This window comes from Pseudomonas oryziphila (assembly GCF_003940825.1).
In the GTDB taxonomy this organism is placed as follows: Bacteria; Pseudomonadota; Gammaproteobacteria; order Pseudomonadales; family Pseudomonadaceae; genus Aquipseudomonas; species Aquipseudomonas sichuanensis.
This window is the reverse complement of sequence record NZ_CP034338.1, coordinates 1,382,939-1,399,965: the sequence shown is the minus strand read 5'-3', so window position 1 is coordinate 1,399,965 and position 17,027 is coordinate 1,382,939. Positions and strand designations below refer to the sequence as shown.

13 protein-coding genes are annotated in these 17,027 nt (G+C 62.2%); 9 read left to right on the top strand and 4 right to left on the bottom strand.

The features are described 5' to 3' along the window. Positions 1–8 precede the first annotated feature (8 nt). Both EJA05_RS06610 and EJA05_RS06605 read left to right on the top strand, forming a co-directional pair. Entirely contained in the window at positions 9–800 is a 792-nt protein-coding gene (locus EJA05_RS06610; protein WP_125857710.1) for a dienelactone hydrolase family protein, read from the top strand. A 159-nt stretch (positions 801–959) separates the two neighbouring features. After that, positions 960–1,661: a 4'-phosphopantetheinyl transferase family protein gene (locus tag EJA05_RS06605; RefSeq protein ID WP_125857709.1), complete on the top strand. Its 702-nt coding sequence runs from the start codon at positions 960–962 to the stop codon at positions 1,659–1,661. Here EJA05_RS06605 and EJA05_RS06600 read toward each other — a convergent pair. Together EJA05_RS06600 and EJA05_RS06595 are read right to left on the bottom strand one after the other, a co-directional pair. Continuing rightward, positions 1,658–3,262 (bottom strand): ATP-binding protein, encoded by a 1,605-nt coding sequence (locus EJA05_RS06600; RefSeq protein ID WP_125857708.1) that lies wholly within the window; start codon positions 3,260–3,262, stop codon positions 1,658–1,660. The two genes, EJA05_RS06605 and EJA05_RS06600, sit on opposite strands and share 4 nt — an antisense overlap. After that, complete coding sequence (locus EJA05_RS06595) at positions 3,259–3,969, bottom strand: response regulator transcription factor (protein ID WP_110993002.1); 711 nt, start codon at positions 3,967–3,969, stop codon at positions 3,259–3,261. The genes EJA05_RS06600 and EJA05_RS06595 overlap by 4 nt, the downstream gene beginning before the upstream one ends. A gap of 845 nt (positions 3,970–4,814) precedes the next feature. Here EJA05_RS06595 and EJA05_RS06590 point away from each other — a divergent pair. From EJA05_RS06590 to EJA05_RS06575, 4 genes are all read left to right on the top strand, one after another. Next, the gene (locus EJA05_RS06590) at positions 4,815–7,691 is read left to right on the top strand and encodes a ribonucleoside-diphosphate reductase subunit alpha (protein WP_125462958.1); all 2,877 of its coding nucleotides are present in this window, start codon (positions 4,815–4,817) and stop codon (positions 7,689–7,691) included. Between the two features lie 265 nt (positions 7,692–7,956). Then, positions 7,957–9,207: a ribonucleotide-diphosphate reductase subunit beta gene (locus EJA05_RS06585; RefSeq protein ID WP_110993000.1), complete on the top strand. Its 1,251-nt coding sequence runs from the start codon at positions 7,957–7,959 to the stop codon at positions 9,205–9,207. 53 nt (positions 9,208–9,260) lie between these two features. Then, positions 9,261–10,529 carry an ATP-binding protein gene (locus EJA05_RS06580; protein ID WP_125857707.1) on the top strand — a complete coding sequence of 423 codons (1,269 nt, stop codon included), beginning with the start codon at positions 9,261–9,263 and terminating at the stop codon, positions 10,527–10,529. A gap of 370 nt (positions 10,530–10,899) precedes the next feature. After that, entirely contained in the window at positions 10,900–11,439 is a 540-nt protein-coding gene (locus EJA05_RS06575) for a BRO-N domain-containing protein (protein ID WP_125857706.1), read from the top strand. A gap of 596 nt (positions 11,440–12,035) precedes the next feature. Here EJA05_RS06575 and EJA05_RS06565 read toward each other — a convergent pair. Then, positions 12,036–12,506 carry a GNAT family N-acetyltransferase gene (locus tag EJA05_RS06565; RefSeq protein ID WP_125857705.1) on the bottom strand — a complete coding sequence of 157 codons (471 nt, stop codon included), beginning with the start codon at positions 12,504–12,506 and terminating at the stop codon, positions 12,036–12,038. Positions 12,507–12,765: 259 nt separating this feature from the next. Between EJA05_RS06565 and pdxR the strand changes: the two genes are divergently transcribed. The 3 genes from pdxR to EJA05_RS06550 all read left to right on the top strand — a co-directional run bounded on the left by pdxR (position 12,766) and on the right by EJA05_RS06550 (position 16,187). Beyond that, complete coding sequence (gene pdxR / locus EJA05_RS06560; protein ID WP_125857704.1) at positions 12,766–14,292, top strand: MocR-like pyridoxine biosynthesis transcription factor PdxR; 1,527 nt, start codon at positions 12,766–12,768, stop codon at positions 14,290–14,292. A gap of 201 nt (positions 14,293–14,493) precedes the next feature. Beyond that, positions 14,494–14,886 carry a helix-turn-helix domain-containing protein gene (locus EJA05_RS06555; RefSeq protein ID WP_190306035.1) on the top strand — a complete coding sequence of 131 codons (393 nt, stop codon included), beginning with the start codon at positions 14,494–14,496 and terminating at the stop codon, positions 14,884–14,886. Beyond that, entirely contained in the window at positions 14,883–16,187 is a 1,305-nt protein-coding gene (locus EJA05_RS06550) for a type II toxin-antitoxin system HipA family toxin (RefSeq protein WP_125857703.1), read from the top strand. Before EJA05_RS06555 ends, EJA05_RS06550 begins: the two co-directional genes overlap by 4 nt. Positions 16,188–16,197: 10 nt before the next feature. On the opposite strand, the gene EJA05_RS06545 is transcribed toward EJA05_RS06550, so the two are convergent. After that, positions 16,198–16,983 carry an SDR family NAD(P)-dependent oxidoreductase gene (locus tag EJA05_RS06545; RefSeq protein ID WP_125857702.1) on the bottom strand — a complete coding sequence of 262 codons (786 nt, stop codon included), beginning with the start codon at positions 16,981–16,983 and terminating at the stop codon, positions 16,198–16,200. Between the last annotated feature and the right edge of the window lie 44 nt (positions 16,984–17,027).

The following is a 17,027-nucleotide window of genomic DNA, read 5'->3' as shown; positions in this document are numbered from 1 at the left end:
CTTTGCCCATGCGTTCCCTGCTTGCCCTGGCCCTGTTGTGCAGTACCGCCCTTGCCCAGGCAGCGGTGCAGACCCGCGAGATCCGCTACCAGGATGCCGACGGCACCCCCTTGATCGGCTACTACGCCTATGACGACGCGGTCGAAGGCAAACGCCCCGGTATCGTCGTGGTGCATGAATGGTGGGGCCTGAACGATTACGCCAAGCGCCGCGCCCGGGATTTCGCGGCGCTGGGTTACAACGCCCTGGCCATCGACATGTACGGCGACGGCAAGCACACCGAGCACCCGCAGGATGCCCAGGCGTTCATGGCAGCGGCGATGAAGGACCCGCAGGCGGCCGCCAAACGCTTCGATGCGGGGCTGGAGTTGTTGAAGCTGCAGCCCAACACCCGGCAACACCAGCTGGCCGCCGTGGGCTACTGCTTTGGTGGCAAGGTGGTGCTCGACGCCGCGCGCCGCGGCGAGAAGCTCGATGCCGTGGTGAGTTTCCATGGCGCGCTGGTCACCCAGACGCCGGCCAAGCCCGACGTGATCCGGGCCAAGATCCTGGTGGAGCATGGCGAGGCCGACAGCATGGTCACGCCGGAGCAGGTGGCGGCATTCAAGGCAGAGATGGATGCGGCCAAGGCCGACTACAAGTTCGTCGGGATTCCGGGGGCCAAGCATGGGTTTACCAACCCGGATGCCGATCGGTTGAGCCATGGCGAGCATGGCGGGCCGGACATTGGTTATGACAAAGCGGCGGATGAGAGCTCATGGAAGGATATGCAGGCGTTCCTCAAGTCGGCGTTTGATTGAGAATCGCTGGGGCCGCTTTGCGGCCCTTTCGCTGGCAAGCCAGCTCCCACACTGCTACACCGATACCTGTGGGAACTGGCTTGCCAGCGAAAGGGCTGCGAAGCAGCCCCCAACAATTTCAGCTCCACCGCACGCCCAACGGCTGGCACAATACCCGCCATGAACAGACTCCCCGCCTGCTGCGCCCCCCTCCAGCACCACTGGCCCCTGCCCCGCCCGGTCCCCGGCGCGGTGCTGGTCAGTTGCGCCTTCGACCCGGCCCAGCTCGCCGCCGATGACTTCCAGCGCGCCGGCATCGCGCAAAGCGCCAGCCTGCAACGCTCGGTGGCCAAGCGCCAGGCCGAGTACCTGGCCGGCCGCGTATGCGCCCGCGAGGCCCTGCAGCGCCTGGATGGCCGCGACTATGTGCCCGCCACTCACGAGGACCGCTCGCCGATCTGGCCCGCCGGCATCCACGGGTCGATCACCCACGGCAAGGGCTGGGCCGCCGCCGTGGTGGCAGCCGACGGCGCCTGCCGCGGCCTGGGGCTGGACCAGGAAAGCCTGCTGAGCGAGGAGCGTGCCGAACGCCTGGCCGGCGAGATCCTCACCCCCGCCGAACTGGAACGCCTGGACCGCAGCCAGCAGGCCCTGGCCGTGACCCTGACCTTCTCGCTCAAGGAAAGCCTGTTCAAGACGCTCTACCCGCTGACCCGACAACGCTTCTATTTCGAACACGCCGAGCTGCTGGCATGGTCCACCGATGGCCACGCCCGCCTGCGCCTGCTGACCGACCTGTCGGCGCAGTGGCACCACGGCGTCGAGCTCGATGGCCAGTTCTGCGTGCAGGACGGCCACCTGCTCAGCCTGATCAGCGTTTAATCCCGTGGCTGCTCGCGTGGCCAGCTCAGGCTGAAACAGGCCCCGCCCAACTGCTCGCTACGCCCCACCAGGGCGCGGCCGCCGTGCCAGTAGATGATCCGCCGCACGATCGACAAGCCCAGGCCATGCCCGCCTGAGGCGCGGGTGCGGCTGTCGTCCAGGCGGGTGAACGGGGTGAAGATGCGGTCCCATACCCCCTCTGGAATGCCCGGCCCGTCATCCTCCACATCGATACGGCAGCGCTGCTGGCCGAGTTGATAGCTCAGGCGCACCTCGGACTCGGCGTGGCGCATGGCATTGCGCACCAGGTTCTGCAGGGCGCGGTGCAGGTAGCGCGGCTCGGCCTCGACCCAGGCAGCGCCACCGTCCAGCCCATGGCATTCACCGCGCAACACGCGCACATCGGCGCGCAGCGGGGCCAGCTCGTCGATCACCCGGGCCAGCAGGTCATCCAGGTCCACCGCCTGGAACAGCAAGGCCGGGGCGCCCTGCTCCAGGCGGGCGTAGGTCAGCATCTCGTCGACCAACTTGTCCAGGTCCTGGATATCGCCGTCCATGCCGGCCAGGTGCTTGGCCCGGGCCTGCTCGGTGCTGGCGCTCTCGATCATCTCCAGACCGAAGCGCAGGCGCGCCACTGGCGTGCGCAATTCGTGGGACACCGCCCGCACCAGCTCGCGCTGCATGGTCAGCGAACGCTGCAGGTGCTCGGCCATGCCATTGAAGGCTTCGGCCAGGCGCCCGACCGAGTCGGCGTCACCGGCCGGCACGCGGGTATCGAGGCTGCCCTGGGCGATGCGCGTGGCAGCCACTTCCAGGCCCGAGACGCGCCGCTCCAACTGGCGCACCAGCAGGTAAACCATCAGGCCGATCAGGCACAGGCCAAGAAAGGCGATCAGGATCAGCAACTGCGGCGGGTATGGATTGAGCTGGTGCAGCGGGCCGATCTCCAGCACCCAGGGCGAGCCAGGCAAGCCCGAAAACACGCGGATCGAGTCACCGTCCTTGCCCAGCGCCATCACCGTGTCGCCCTCCTCCACCCGGCGCCGCTGGTCGTCATCCAGCGCCGCGCGCTCGATGCGCTGCAGGGCGATGTCGAAGCCGAAGCCCTTGCTCTGGCGGATCTGCGCCAGGCGGCTCTGCTGTTCGCTGACCGGGTAACGCACCAGCTCGTCGGCCAGCAGATAAAGGGTGGCACGCGCCAACTGCTCGCTGACCTGCTTGACCTCGGCCACCAGCAACTGGTCTTCGCGCCCGACCCGGCGCAGCACCCGGGCGGCATGCGGGCCGGTCTTTTCCACCACCACCAGGTCACGGTACAGCCGCGCACGCTGGCCGCCATCGAGGGTGAAAGCCGACAGGGGTTGCAGGTCGAGCGGCACCCCCAGCAAGCGCTCCCAGATCACCAGCGAACGCTTGCGCTCCACCTCGTTCTGCTGCGCCAGGTTGTCGGCCATCAGGCTGAAGGTGCCTTGGGCCAGGCCTTCGCGGTGCTGGCCGGCACGCACCTCGTTGGCCAGGTGCAGGCTGAGCACGCCGAGCACGGCCACCAGTACCAGCACGGCGAGCATGCCGCCATAGATGCGCAGGAAAATGGAATTCATGGGGCCGGTGCCTGGGCGGCCTCGCCGACGAACAGGTAGCCCTTGCTGCGCAGGGTCTTGATCAGCCGCGGGTTGATCGGGTCGTCGCCGATCTTGGGGCGGATCTTGGAGATACGCACGTCGATGGAGCGGTCCTGGCCGTCGTAACCGACGCCGCGCAATGAGGTGAAGATTTCTTCGCGCGACAGCACCCGCCCGGCGTTGCTGGCCAGCAGCCACAGCAGGTCGAATTCGGCGCCGGTCAGCTCGACCAGCTGGCCGCCCAGGCGCGCCTCGCGCAGGCGCTGGTCGATGTGCAGCGGGCCGAAAGCCAGTGCTTGCTGGCGCTCCGGCGCTTCGCTGCGGCGCAGCAGGGCATGGATGCGCGCCAGCAACAGGCGTGGGCGCACCGGTTTGCATACATAGTCGTCGGCGCCCTGGTCCAGGCCCTGGACCTGGTCGAGTTCGTCACTGCGGGCGGTGAGCATGAGGATGGGGCCGGCGTACTGGCCGCGCACCCGGCGGCAGATGCTCAGGCCGTCTTCGCCGGGGAGCATCAGGTCGAGGATGACCAGGTCGGGCTGGCTGTCGATGATGCGCCGCGCCGCGCGGCCGCCATCGCCTTCTACCGCCACCTCGAAGCCGTTGGCCTGGAGGTACTCGGCGGTGAGCTCGGCGAGGCGCTGGTCGTCCTCGACGATCAGGATGCGGTTGTTCGGCTGATCCATGGCCCTTTACCCTTTGTTGGTCTTGTTCGGGGGCACTGCAGGCTTGTGCGGGCCCATCGCGGGGCAAGCCCGCTCCCACGATGCTCACGCCATGATGTGGGAGCGGGCTTGCCCCGCGATGGGCCCGCACAGGCACCACAACAACTTGATTGTGCTGATGATTCCCTTTCACCAAAGAGCAACATCGCCCCCGGATACTACGTTCCGGGCTCACGCCTGCCAATCACCTCAAACACCCCTTGGCTGAAGCATTTTTTGTGATAGGGTTCGCGCCCGCAAAAAACTGCCCTGGGGCGGCGAGACGCAGAAAAATCGTGAAAACCTCTTGGGACAAGGCCTACAGCGACTACCCAGGAATCACACACAAAGTACTCACAACTTATCCACAGGCGCTCGCCTTGCAAAGCCCCCCAGACCGCATTATCTTGTATCCCGATCGCAGCGAACCACTAGATGTTGGGGTTCGAGCAAAATCACACACACAAGTCAACAGGCAAATTCAAGCGAATTTCACCTACTGAACTTAACGTGATTCCAGCAGCCAAACCGCTCCTGCGGAGGCGACCGAGGCAAGCCCTTTCAGGGCCTTGTTCGGGCATGGGTGTTGCAGGCCAGGCCTGCCCCCATCAGCAACAGATTTTGGGTTCGCCCAAAAACTTTGACTTCGGCCAGGGAGCGGCAGGTTATTGCCCTTTATTCCTGAGTCTGTCCCGAAGTCGGTACGCCCGAGCGGACGGATGCGTGTGCTTCACGCGCATCCCCGCCTGGGCCACCAGGCAAGTGGACGGAACGGTGGGCGCCCCAAAGGCGCCTGAACACTATAGAAACTGTGGAGACACCCACCCATGCAAACCGACACAACTCGCGAGAACCCGCAGGCTCTGGCGCCGCAGGCCGAGTCCAACCAGGACCTGGCTGCCACCGCCCCAGGCCAACTGCGCGTGATCAAGCGTAACGGTACTGTCGTCCCCTACACCGACGACAAGATCACCGTGGCCATCACCAAGGCGTTCCTCGCAGTTGAAGGCGGCACCGCTGCCGCTTCGTCGCGCATCCACGACACCGTCGCGCGCCTGACCGAGCAGGTCACCGCCACGTTCAAGCGTCGCATGCCATCGGGTGGCACCATCCACATCGAAGAAATCCAGGACCAGGTCGAACTGGCCCTGATGCGCGCCGGCGAGCAGAAAGTCGCCCGCGACTACGTGATCTACCGCGACCAGCGCGCCAAAGAGCGCGCCACCCGCGCCAACACCGGCGCCGTGGTCGAGCCGCACCCAAGCATCCGCATCACCCTGGCCGACGGCAGCCTGGCGCCGCTGGACATGGCGCGCCTGAACACCATCATCAGCGAAGCCTGCGAAGGCCTGGCCGAAGTCGATGGCGAGCTGATCCAGCGCGAAACCCTGAAGAACCTCTACGACGGCGTGGCCATCAAGGACGTCAACACCGCCCTGGTGATGACCTCCCGCACCCTGGTAGAGCGTGAGCCGAACTACTCGTTCGTCACCGCCCGCCTGCTGATGGACACCCTGCGCGCCGAAGGCCTGGGCTTCCTGGGCGTGGCCGACAGCGCCACCCACCACGAGATGGCCGACCTGTACGCCAAGGCCCTGCCGGCCTACGTGGCCAAAGGTATCGAGTTCGAACTGCTCAACCCGGCCCTGGCCGACTTCGACCTGGAAAAACTGGGCAAGGCGATCAACCACGAGCGCGACCAGCAGTTCACCTACCTGGGCCTGCAAACCCTGTACGACCGCTACTTCATCCACAAGGATGGCGTGCGCTTCGAGCTGCCGCAGGTGTTCTTCATGCGTGTGGCCATGGGCCTGGCGCTGGAAGAGAAAGACAAAGAAGCCCGCGCGATCGAGTTCTACAACCTGCTGTCGTCGTTCGACTACATGGCGTCCACGCCAACCCTGTTCAACGCCGGCACCCTGCGCCCGCAGCTGTCCAGCTGCTACCTGACCACCGTGCCGGACGACCTGTCGGGCATCTACCACGCGATCCACGACAACGCCATGCTGTCGAAATTCGCCGGTGGCCTGGGCAACGACTGGACCCCGGTGCGCGCCCTGGGCTCGTACATCAAGGGCACCAACGGCAAGTCGCAAGGCGTCGTGCCGTTCCTCAAAGTCGTCAACGACACCGCCGTTGCAGTGAACCAGGGTGGCAAGCGCAAAGGCGCCGTGTGTGCCTACCTGGAAACCTGGCACCTGGACATCGAAGAATTCATCGAGCTGCGCAAGAACACCGGTGATGACCGTCGTCGTACCCACGACATGAACACCGCCAACTGGATCCCTGACCTGTTCATGAAGCGTGTCTTCGATGACGGCAAGTGGACCCTGTTCTCGCCAAGCGAAGTACCTGATCTGCACGACCTGACCGGCAAGGCCTTCGAAGAGCGCTACGAGTACTACGAAGCCCTGACCGAGTACAACAAGATCAAGGTGTTCAAGACCATCCAGGCCAAAGACCTGTGGCGCAAGATGCTGTCGATGCTGTTCGAGACCGGCCACCCATGGCTGACCTTCAAGGACCCGTGCAACCTGCGCAGCCCGCAGCAGCACGTGGGCGTGGTCCACAGCTCGAACCTGTGCACCGAGATCACCCTGAACACCAACAAGGACGAGATCGCGGTCTGCAACCTGGGCTCGATCAACCTGCCGAACCACATCGTCGATGGCAAGCTGGACACCGCCAAGCTGCAACGCACCGTGAACACCGCCGTGCGCATGCTCGACAACGTGATCGACATCAACTACTACTCGGTGCCGCAGGCGCGTAACTCGAACCTCAAGCACCGCCCGGTGGGCCTGGGCATCATGGGCTTCCAGGACGCACTGTACCTGCAGCACATCGCCTACGGCTCCGACGCTGCCGTCGAATTCGCCGACAAGTCGATGGAAGCGGTCAGCTACTACGCGATCCAGGCCTCCTGCGACCTGGCCGACGAGCGCGGCGCCTACGAGACCTTCCAGGGTTCGCTGTGGTCCAAAGGCATCCTGCCGCTGGATTCGCAACAGATCCTGATCGAGGCCCGTGGCCAGAAGTACATCGACGTCGACCTGACCGAAAGCCTGGACTGGGCACCGGTCCGTGCCCGCGTGCAAAAAGGTATTCGTAACTCGAACATCATGGCCATCGCGCCGACCGCGACCATCGCCAACATCACCGGCGTGTCGCAGTCCATCGAGCCGACCTACCAGAACCTGTACGTGAAATCGAACCTGTCGGGCGAGTTCACCGTGATCAACCCGTACCTGGTCCGCGACCTGAAAGCCCGCGACCTGTGGGACTCGGTGATGATCAACGACCTGAAGTACTACGACGGTTCGGTGCAGCAGATCGAGCGTATCCCGCAAGAGCTCAAAGACCTGTACGCCACCGCGTTCGAAGTCGAGACCAAGTGGATCGTCGATGCCGCCTCCCGTCGCCAGAAGTGGATCGACCAGGCCCAGTCGCTGAACCTGTACATCGCCGGCGCCTCGGGCAAGAAGCTGGACGTGACCTACCGCATGGCCTGGTACCGTGGTCTGAAGACCACCTACTACCTCCGTGCCCTGGCCGCGACCAGCACCGAGAAGTCGACCATCAACACCGGCAAGCTCAACGCCGTGTCGAGCGGTGGCGACAGCGCCCCGGTCCAGGCCGCAGGCCCTGCCCCGGTACCGAAGGCTTGCGCCATCGACGAGCCGGATTGCGAAGCCTGCCAATAAGGCTTGGCTGAGGCTTCCCCCGGGAAGCCTCTTTTTTCGTGTAGCCACACGGAACCCTGTGGGAGCGGGTTTACCCGCGAAGAGGCCGGCACTGCCGCCTCCTGCCCCACAGCCAAACACAATAGGCCCGGGCGCCAATACCCGGGCCAGCCCCTCAAAGGGCATTCAGATTTGCGTGCACTGCAGTACCCCATCCGGGGCCTAAGCACCGCAACCAAGATCCACCGGCCATACTCAAGATGGCCCTCAAGCAGGAGAACTCACCATGCTGAGCTGGGACGAATTCGATAAAGAAGACGGCGAAGTAGCCGCCAAGGGCAACACCGGCGCACAAGCCGCCGCAGCCGCCACCCTGGACAAGCTCGACAGCGCCGGCGGTGCCGCCGCCCTGGAAGCCCGCGCCGCCACCGCCTCGGACTCCGACGCCGTCAAGCGCGCCAAGGCTGCCCTGGACGCCCTGGACATCGCCGAAGGCCTGGCCGAGCTGGAAGGCTCCTCGGCCCGCGTCGCCGTTGACGAAAAGCGCATGATCAACTGCCGCGCCGACCTCAACCAACTGGTCCCGTTCAAGTACGACTGGGCCTGGCAGAAGTACCTGGACGGCTGCGCCAACCACTGGATGCCGCAAGAGGTCAACATGACCGCCGACATCGCCCTGTGGAAGAGCATGGACGGCCTGACCGAAGACGAGCGCCGCATCGTGATGCGCAACCTCGGCTTCTTCTCCACCGCCGACTCGCTGGTTGCCAACAACCTGGCCCTGGCCGTGTACCGCCTGATCACCAACCCCGAGTGCCGCCAGTACATCCTGCGCCAGGCCTTCGAAGAGGCGATCCACACCCACGCCTACCAGTACTGCATCGAGTCGCTGGGCATGGATGAAGGCGAGATCTTCAACATGTACCACGAGATCCCATCGGTCGCTAAGAAAGCCGCCTGGGGCCTGAAGTACACCCGCGCCATCTCGGACCCGGAGTTCAACACCGGCACCGTCGAGACCGACAAAGAGCTGCTGCGCAACCTGATCGCCTACTACTGCGTACTGGAAGGCATCTTCTTCTACTGTGGCTTCACCCAGATCCTGTCCATGGGCCGCCGCAACAAGATGACCGGCGTTGCCGAGCAGTTCCAGTACATCCTGCGTGACGAGTCCATGCACCTGAACTTCGGCATCGACGTGATCAACCAGATCAAGATCGAGAACCCGCACCTGTGGGATGCGGCGATGAAGGAAGAGGCTACCCAGATGATCCTGCAAGGGACTCAGCTGGAGATTGAATATGCTCGCGACACCATGCCACGCGGCGTGCTGGGGATGAACGCGGCGATGATGGAGGATTACCTCAAGTTCATTGCTAACCGTCGACTGACTCAGATTGGGTTGAAGGAAGAGTATCCGGGGACTACTAACCCGTTCCCTTGGATGAGCGAGATCATGGACTTGAAGAAGGAGAAGAACTTCTTTGAGACTCGCGTGATTGAGTATCAGACTGGTGGTGCTCTGAGCTGGGACTAATAGATATAACTAAAACGCCCTAATAATTAGGGCGTTTTTTAACGGGCAACGGAATGACAAAAATCTATTACGTGGAACAAGTCTTTGTTCCAGGCGGAATGCCGAAGCACACTTACGTCAATCGTGCAGGCAGGGAACTTGAAAAACGCCTGCAAAAAGTCACAAGAAATCTATGTAAACTTGTGACGCTTACCGGGCCAACAAAATCCGGGAAAACGGTTCTAACGAACAAGTTATTCCCACGCTCCGCTGAAGAGTGCATCTGGATCGACGGTGGTTCGATAGGAAAAGAAGACGACTTCTGGCACTGCATAATTGATGCAACCGATTCCTACACCAATCATGAAGTATCGGAATCAGAAGAAGACGGCAGCACGATAAATGGAGATGCCAGTCTAGAACTGAGCATTCCTTTTATTTCAAAGGGTCAAGGAAAGTTAGGCGCCAGCGTTACTGACAAAAAAACCTCTGCCGCAAAATCATCTCGTAGCCTATCCCCTAGAGCTGCAGCAATCGCAGCTTTACGAGCCACACAAAAAACCCTTGTAATTGATGATTTTCACTATTTAGACAGGGACTTTCAAGGTAGCGTTGTTCGTGCACTGAAACCTCTCGTCTTTGACGGCCTTCCAGTTGTAGCTATTGCTATTCCTCATCGACGATATGACGCGGTAAAAGTTGAAAAAGAAATGACTCTTCGCGTAGAGCCAATCCCCGTCCCATCGTGGTCTAAAGATGAGCTGACAGAGATACCCGGCATCGGCTTCCCATTGTTAAATATTGAAATAGCACCATCCATATCTGAGAGGATGGCTAATGAGGCATATGGAAGCCCTCATTTGATGCAGGAGTTTTGCTCAGAACTCTCAAACCAACATGGCATCGAAGAAACCCTAAAAACCAAACTAAAAATCAATTCCCTTGACGATATAATTTTTAAACAAATCGCTGAGAAAACAGGGAAGGTTATTTTCGAAAAATTAGCTAAAGGCCCACGACAACGATCTGATCGAAAACCTCGCCCTTTGACTGGCGGGGGAACCGCAGACATCTACAAAGTAGTGCTTTTGGCGCTAGCAAAATTAGCCCCAGGAATGCAAAAAGTTGAATACGAGGTCCTTCGTTCAGCCATTAAAGAAATTTTAGTCACAGAGGTACCCCAAGCCCACGAAGTTTCCCGAGTCTTGGAAAAAATGTCTGAGATTGCCTCGAATGATGAAGCCTCAACCCCTGTAATCGATTGGGTTAAAGGTGATCAGGAGCTGTATATCACAGACCCTTTCTTCGCATTCTTCCTTAAGTGGGGAACCCTGGAAGATTGATTTGAATTTTAGGAAATGGACTACACCTCTAGTGATTGGCTCAAGGCGAGTTTCGCGATAGGTTGCTGTCGGCGCCTAAGAAACGCCTAACACGGCGGTCCACCCGCTCCCGACAGATGCGGCTTTTTTGTGCCTGTGGTTTACTGCTGCGCGCAAAATGCACTCCGTTATGTCGGGAGTGGGCTAATACAAGACCCGCGAGGGGAATACGTCCGGCCTGCCGTGTAGGTTTCTTAGCTCCCGACACCCCAGCCTTAAGAAAGCTGACCGCGCACGGAGGTAAAGGAAATGCCTATCGACTTGAACACTCGCAGGTCCCTCGCACATGCGACCCGCCTGCTCCAATCCCTCAGGACCAGGGAGGCCAGCCATGACTGACCTCCACGACTCCACCCTCTTCACCCGCCACAACCGCCCCCTCCATACCCTCTGGCTCGAATCCCAAGCCTGGTTCTGCGCCCACGAACTCGGCCGGATGACCGGGCGCTTCTTCGACGAACACTGCATCCGCAAGCTCGACCCGGACCAGCATCGCACCGTGCAGCTGCTGCGCTACGGCCAGTACAGCGAGACCACCATGGTCAGCGAGTCCGGGGCCTATACCCTGCTGGCCCATCATCACATTCCAGAGAACCGCCACCTGCGGCACTGGCTGACCCATGAGGTAGTGGCGGTGCTGCGCGATGGGCAGGACTCGGCGCTGGACGACCTGCCGCGCCTGGGCAGGATGTGCTGGCCGGGTGGGCATACGGCGAGCCTTTTGTATTGGCAGAGCGAGCCTTGGGTACGGATGCGGGATATGCCGGTGGTGATGGCGGCGGAAGTGCCTTTGGCCGTGGCTGCAAAGCGCAAGTTGAGCTGGAAGGAATGTGCGCAGCGGGCGTTGCGATTGCATGGGGTTGGGGATTGAAGATCCCCGGGGCCGCGCTGCGGCCCTTCGCGGGTAAACCCGCTACCACACGAAGCGGTAATGGCAGAAGGAGGGCTTGCCCTCGCCACAAAGGGCATCGATGTGCCGGACTGGAACATGCCAGTCACGTGGTCGAGGGCAAGACCGTTGATGAGTATAGAGCGGATCATGAGTCTTGCGACATCGAAGGCAGCACTTTCAAGGTGTTTGCGTAATGGCCGGCAGGTGTTCGCCGAAGTCCTTGCGGCGCCTTCCAGATCGAGCGCCGCCCGCGCGGCGCTTCGCGGGTAAACCCGCTCCCACAGTTTGTTTCGGGCCAATTATTCCTGTGAAAGTACCGGCGCCTGCCTTGGTGCATGCCTTGAGACATGTGGGGCGACGGCAACGCCCACGCTGAAACCGCGTCGTACCAACAAGGCGGACAGTGATGACCTTGCAGGAGTAACTGGCCCGAAACAGATGTGGGAGCGGGTTTACCCGCGAAGCGCCGCGCGGGCGGCGCTCGATCTAGAGAACGCTGCAAGACTATCGCCAAGCGCCTTGCGGCCAATCGCGGGGCAAGCCCGCTCCCACGCCCTCATCAGCTCACTATGGACTTAGTGAGCAACATCCAGCGGCATCCGATACTCAATCACCCCCGGCTTCTCAGCAATCCAGTCATACAACCGCTGCGCAGTCCGGTTGCTCTCCTGGGTATGCCAGTACAGCCGGTCGCACTGCTGCTGCCGGGCCTGGTCCTGGACGAACTCGATCAGCCGCTTGCCGACCGTCCGGCCCCGTGCGCTCGGGCACACGAACAGGTCTTCCAGGTAGCAAAAGTCGTTGCGCCCCCAGGTCGAGCGGTGGAACACGTAGTGGACGAAGCCGAAGATCTGCTCCCCGTCGGTGGCCACGGCGCAGTGCATGGGCTCGGCCGGGTCGAAGAAGCGGGCCCAGGTGCGCTCGGTGATGGCTGGGCCCAGGTTCACTTGGTAGAAGGCCTGGTATTGCTCCCAGAACCCGCACCACGGCTGCAGATCGCTCTGCCTGACCCCACGAACGAAAACGGGCAATTGTGTAGCGGTCATCGTAAAACCCCTTCTGAACAGGACAGCATGAATGAGTGAGAGTGGCCGGCCTGCCCGTAGCGCACGCCTTCCTTGGTGATTGCTTGCGGGCCTGGGTTTTATAGCGGATAAATGGTTGGTTTTTACCTGCCAATTCATTAGTAGTGGCCAGACCACTTGAGGGTTCTGGATAGGCGGAAGTGTTGAGATTGCCGGGGCCGCTTCGCAGCCCCGGCATTGGCAGCCATTAATCGAATCCATCAGCCAGGGAGTCAGGCCAATGTTCAAACACGCGCAACTGGAATCGGTAAAAGCCTGGATCAACGACCCCGCCCACAACGCGCTGGCCTTGCATGTGCGCATCCAGCGGGCGATCCGCCAGTTGATCCTCGACGGCGCACTGCCAGTGGGCAAGGCGCTGCCCGCCTCGCGCCCGCTGGCCCAGTCCCTGGGCGTGTCGCGGGATACCGTGGAATCGGCCTACAGCCAGCTACACGCCGAAGGCTTCATCGAGCGACGCATAGGCAGCGGCAGCTTCGTGTCGCAACGGGCCCGGTGCCTGCCGCTGCGCAAGCGCCAGCGCCCGGCACACAGCGAAGCCCCTGTGCAGTTGAGCCGCCGAGGCACGGCGATTCTGCACAGCGGTGGCGTGCACAACTTCCAGTCCCCTCGCCCCTTCGCCCCCGGCGTGGCCGAAACCCGGCATTTCCCCCTGGCCATCTGGGAGAAGCTGGAGCGGCAGGTGTACAAGGAATACGGCACGCGGGCGCTGGAGCACAGCGAGCCGCAGGGCATGGCCCCGCTGCGCAAGGCAATCGCCGATTACCTCAACCTAGAGCGCGGCGCCCAGGCATCCGCCGAGCGCATCCTGATCCTCACCAGTTCGCAGCAGGCACTCGGGTTGTGCGCCCAGGTGCTGATGGACGCCGACGACAAAGTGCTGGTCGAGGACCCGCTGTACCAGGGCACCCGCAAGGCCATCACTGCGGCAGGCCTGGCAGGCGTACCAGTACCCGTGGATGAGCACGGCCTGCAGGTGGACGCCATGGCCCGGCTCGCGCCGGACGCCCGGGCGCTGTTCCTCACTCCCTCCCACCAATACCCGACCGGCGCAACCCTGTCGCTTGACCGGCGCCTGCTGGCGATCGAGTGGGCGCGCCAGCAACAGGCCTGGATCATCGAGGACGACTACGACAGCGAGTTCCACTATGCCGGCCGCCCCACCGCCTGCGTGCAGGGCCTGGACCCGCATGACCGCACGCTGTACATCGGCACCTTCACCAAATCGCTGTTCGCCGGGCTGCGCATCGGCTACCTGCTGCTGCCGCCCCCACTCGTCGCGCCGATGACCGCCGCCCGAACCCTGCAGGACGGGCATAACGCCTCCATCGCCCAGCTGACCCTGGCCAGGTTCATGGAGGGCGGCCACTTCAACGCCCATGTGCGGGCCATGCGCGGACTCTACGCCGAGCGGCGCGATGTACTGGCGGATCTCATTCAGCGGCACCTGGCGGCATTTCTCGTGCCGCAGATCCCGGCCGGGGGGCTGCAGATGCCCTGCCATTTCGTCCAGGCCTTGCCTGAAGACGCCGTGGTCAGGGCCGCGCGCGGGGTGGGGATCGACCTGCTCGGGCTGGGCGGCCTGTATGCGGTGCCGAGGAACGACGTTGGCTTGCTGATGGGGTTTGCCGCTCAAACGACCGCCGAGATGAAGGCCGCGGTGGTGAAGCTGGAAAAGGTGTTCGCAGGCTTGGCCACTGCGGGACGCACATCAATAAGCCGTCCTCTGCGAAACGAAATGTCGTAAACAAAGGCAGCATAATCACTCAGCCGACCCTACAACGCTAACGCCTAGAATACTTAGCTCAAATGCATAAAAATCCGTATAACGCCTAGTTTTACAAGCTTTATAAAATGCTTGGTCAACCTTTAAAAATCACTTTTCAACGCCTAATATTCTAGGCGAAGAGATCGATAAAGGTCTTTTGAACATAGGATTCCAGGCGTTATGAAAGCCACATCAATGACCGACGACGCCATCGCCCGTGAGATCGGCCAGCGCATTGAAGCGATCCGCTTGAAGCGTAATATCGGCCAGGACATCGTTGCCCATGAAGCCGGGATCTCTCGGGAAACCTACCGCAAACTCACGGCCGGCAAAGGCACCTTGGTCAATGTAATCGCCGTGCTGCGGGTGCTTGGGGAGTTGGAGCGCCTCGCCAGCCTGATCGAGGAAGTCAGAAGCAGCCCCTTGCAGTTGGCGAAAATGCAGGGCAAGCAAAGGCAGCGAGCGACAGTTACACGGGCAACCCAGCCGGCGCCTGAACACACCGGCAAAACCCCGATTGGCAAGCCCTCGCTCATTGGTGGCCAGAAACCCCACAAGGATGAAAGCTGGTGATCGCACAAATCTACCTCTGGGATGTGTACGTAGGCGCACTCAACTGGAACCCGCAAACCCAGGTTGGAGAATTCGAATACACCCCCGAATTCGTCAGGACCGGCCTGGAAATCTCGCCTGTCCACATGCCCTTGCGCGCGGACTACGTCTACGTCTTCCAGGGGCTGGACCGCGAAACCTTCAAAGGCCTGCCGTCGATTCTGGCCGACTCCCTGCCTGATGACTTCGGCAATGCGCTGATCGATGCCTGGTTGGCCCAGCAAGGGCGCAGCAAAGCCACATTCACGCCGGTCGAGCGCCTGCTGTACCAGGGCGAGCGAGGCATGGGCGCGCTGGAATACCGCCCGGCGCTGGCCACCGAACGAGACAAGGCAGAAAGTATCCAGATCGACGCCCTGGTGCGCCTCGCCAGCGAGGTGCTGTCGGATCGCCAGTCGATCGCCGAACGGCTCAACGCCCATGACCCGTCAGTGGACGAGGCGGCCCTGCAACACCTCATCCACATCGGCACGAGCGCGGGCGGGGCACGGGCGAAAGCGGTCATCGCCATCGATGCTCAAGGTGAGATCCGCTCAGGCCAGGTCACCGCGCCCCCCGGGTTCGAGTACTGGCTGCTCAAGTTCGATGTGGCCAAGGACTCGAAACTGCTGGCCGATTCACAGGGTTACGGGCGGATCGAGTACGCCTACCACCTGATGGCCAAGGCCGCGGGCATCAGCATGACCGAGTGCCGGTTGCTGGAAGAGGGAGGCCGCGCCCACTTCATGACCAAGCGCTTCGACCGCACGGCCGAAGGCGAGAAAATCCACATGGCCACCCTGTGCGCACTCGACCATGCCGACTTCCGCAAGCCTGGCCAGTACTCGTATGCCGAGGCGTTCGGGGTCATGCGTGCACTGAGGATTTCCCGAGACGGGGCCGAGCAGTTCTACCGGCGCATGGTCTTCAACCTGGTCGCCCGCAACCAGGACGATCACACCAAGAACACGGCCTTCATGATGGATACCGACGGCACCTGGTACCTCACGCCGGCCTACGACGTGTCCTATTCCTACCTGCCCGGCAGCTTCTGGGTAGACACCCACCAGATGACGGTCAACGGCAAGCGCGACGACTTCACCCTCGATGACCTGCTGAGCGTGGCGAGCCAGGTTCGCGGCATGGACGCACGGCGGATCATCAAGGAAGTCTGCGAGGCCGTCGCACAGTGGCCACGCTTTGCCAGGGAAGCGGGTGTGCCTGCCACAGCCAGTGAACGGATTGGCGAGGCACACCGGCTGTATCTTGGCGAGGGGCTGTGAACCTGGCCCACTACACGGCGCGATAACGCTCAGCCACCTGGGACTGGCGCAAATCCCCCATCAACATCTGCCGTGCACCGTCCAGCGCCGCCCAGCGCTCGGCGTGCTGCAACGGCGGGATGGTGATCGCCTCGCGCCGGTCATAGCCCACCAGTGCGGCATCGACCAGATCCTGTACCTCCATCACTTCAGGCAGCGAATCGATGTCCAGCCCGGAACGCGACCAGATTTCGGTACGGGTCGCTGCCGGCAGCACGGCCTGCACATAGACACCCTTTGGCCCCAATTCCAGCGCCAGCCCCTGGGACAGGAACTGCACGAAGGCCTTGGTAGCGCCATACACCGTCATGCCCAGCTCCGGCGCCAGCCCCACCACCGAACCGATGTTGACGATCGCACCACTGCCCTGCTCGGCCAGACGCGGGGCGATGGCAGCCGCCAGGCGGGTGACAGCGGTGACGTTGAGGCCGATCAGGCGTTCGAGGCTTTCGCCGTTCTGCCCGAGGAAACCGCCCGACTGGCCTTGGCCTGCGTTGTTGATCAGTACACCGATGCGGCCATCTTCACGCAAACGGGCTTCGACCTTGGCCAAGGAAGCTTCCTGCGTCAGGTCGGCGACCAGCACCTCGACCGCGACAGCAAATTGCTCATGCAGGCGCTCGGCCAGGGCCTCCAGCCGGGCCTGATCGCGGGCGACCAGCACCAGGTCGTGGCCGCGCTGGGCGAAGCGTTCGGCATAGATGGCACCGATGCCGCTGGAAGCGCCGGTGACAAGAACGGTAGGCAAGGCACTCATGGGTAGATCCTCAAGGTTGGGTGGGCCTGCTATTATGATTACGA

What these genes read in the sequence shown, in the direction of transcription:
- EJA05_RS06555 (WP_190306035.1), top strand. Translation starts at nt 14,494, where the DNA reads ATGAAAGCCACATCAATGACCGACGACGCCATCGCCCGTGAGATCGGC.
- EJA05_RS06585 (WP_110993000.1), top strand. Translation starts at nt 7,957, where the DNA reads ATGCTGAGCTGGGACGAATTCGATAAAGAAGACGGCGAAGTAGCCGCC.
- EJA05_RS06605 (WP_125857709.1), top strand. Translation starts at nt 960, where the DNA reads ATGAACAGACTCCCCGCCTGCTGCGCCCCCCTCCAGCACCACTGGCCC.
- EJA05_RS06600 (WP_125857708.1), bottom strand. Translation starts at nt 3,262, where the DNA reads ATGAATTCCATTTTCCTGCGCATCTATGGCGGCATGCTCGCCGTGCTG.
- EJA05_RS06610 (WP_125857710.1), top strand. Translation starts at nt 9, where the DNA reads ATGCGTTCCCTGCTTGCCCTGGCCCTGTTGTGCAGTACCGCCCTTGCC.
- EJA05_RS06595 (WP_110993002.1), bottom strand. Translation starts at nt 3,969, where the DNA reads ATGGATCAGCCGAACAACCGCATCCTGATCGTCGAGGACGACCAGCGC.
- EJA05_RS06590 (WP_125462958.1), top strand. Translation starts at nt 4,815, where the DNA reads ATGCAAACCGACACAACTCGCGAGAACCCGCAGGCTCTGGCGCCGCAG.
- EJA05_RS06545 (WP_125857702.1), bottom strand. Translation starts at nt 16,983, where the DNA reads ATGAGTGCCTTGCCTACCGTTCTTGTCACCGGCGCTTCCAGCGGCATC.
- EJA05_RS06565 (WP_125857705.1), bottom strand. Translation starts at nt 12,506, where the DNA reads ATGACCGCTACACAATTGCCCGTTTTCGTTCGTGGGGTCAGGCAGAGC.
- EJA05_RS06580 (WP_125857707.1), top strand. Translation starts at nt 9,261, where the DNA reads ATGACAAAAATCTATTACGTGGAACAAGTCTTTGTTCCAGGCGGAATG.
- pdxR (WP_125857704.1), top strand. Translation starts at nt 12,766, where the DNA reads ATGTTCAAACACGCGCAACTGGAATCGGTAAAAGCCTGGATCAACGAC.
- EJA05_RS06575 (WP_125857706.1), top strand. Translation starts at nt 10,900, where the DNA reads ATGACTGACCTCCACGACTCCACCCTCTTCACCCGCCACAACCGCCCC.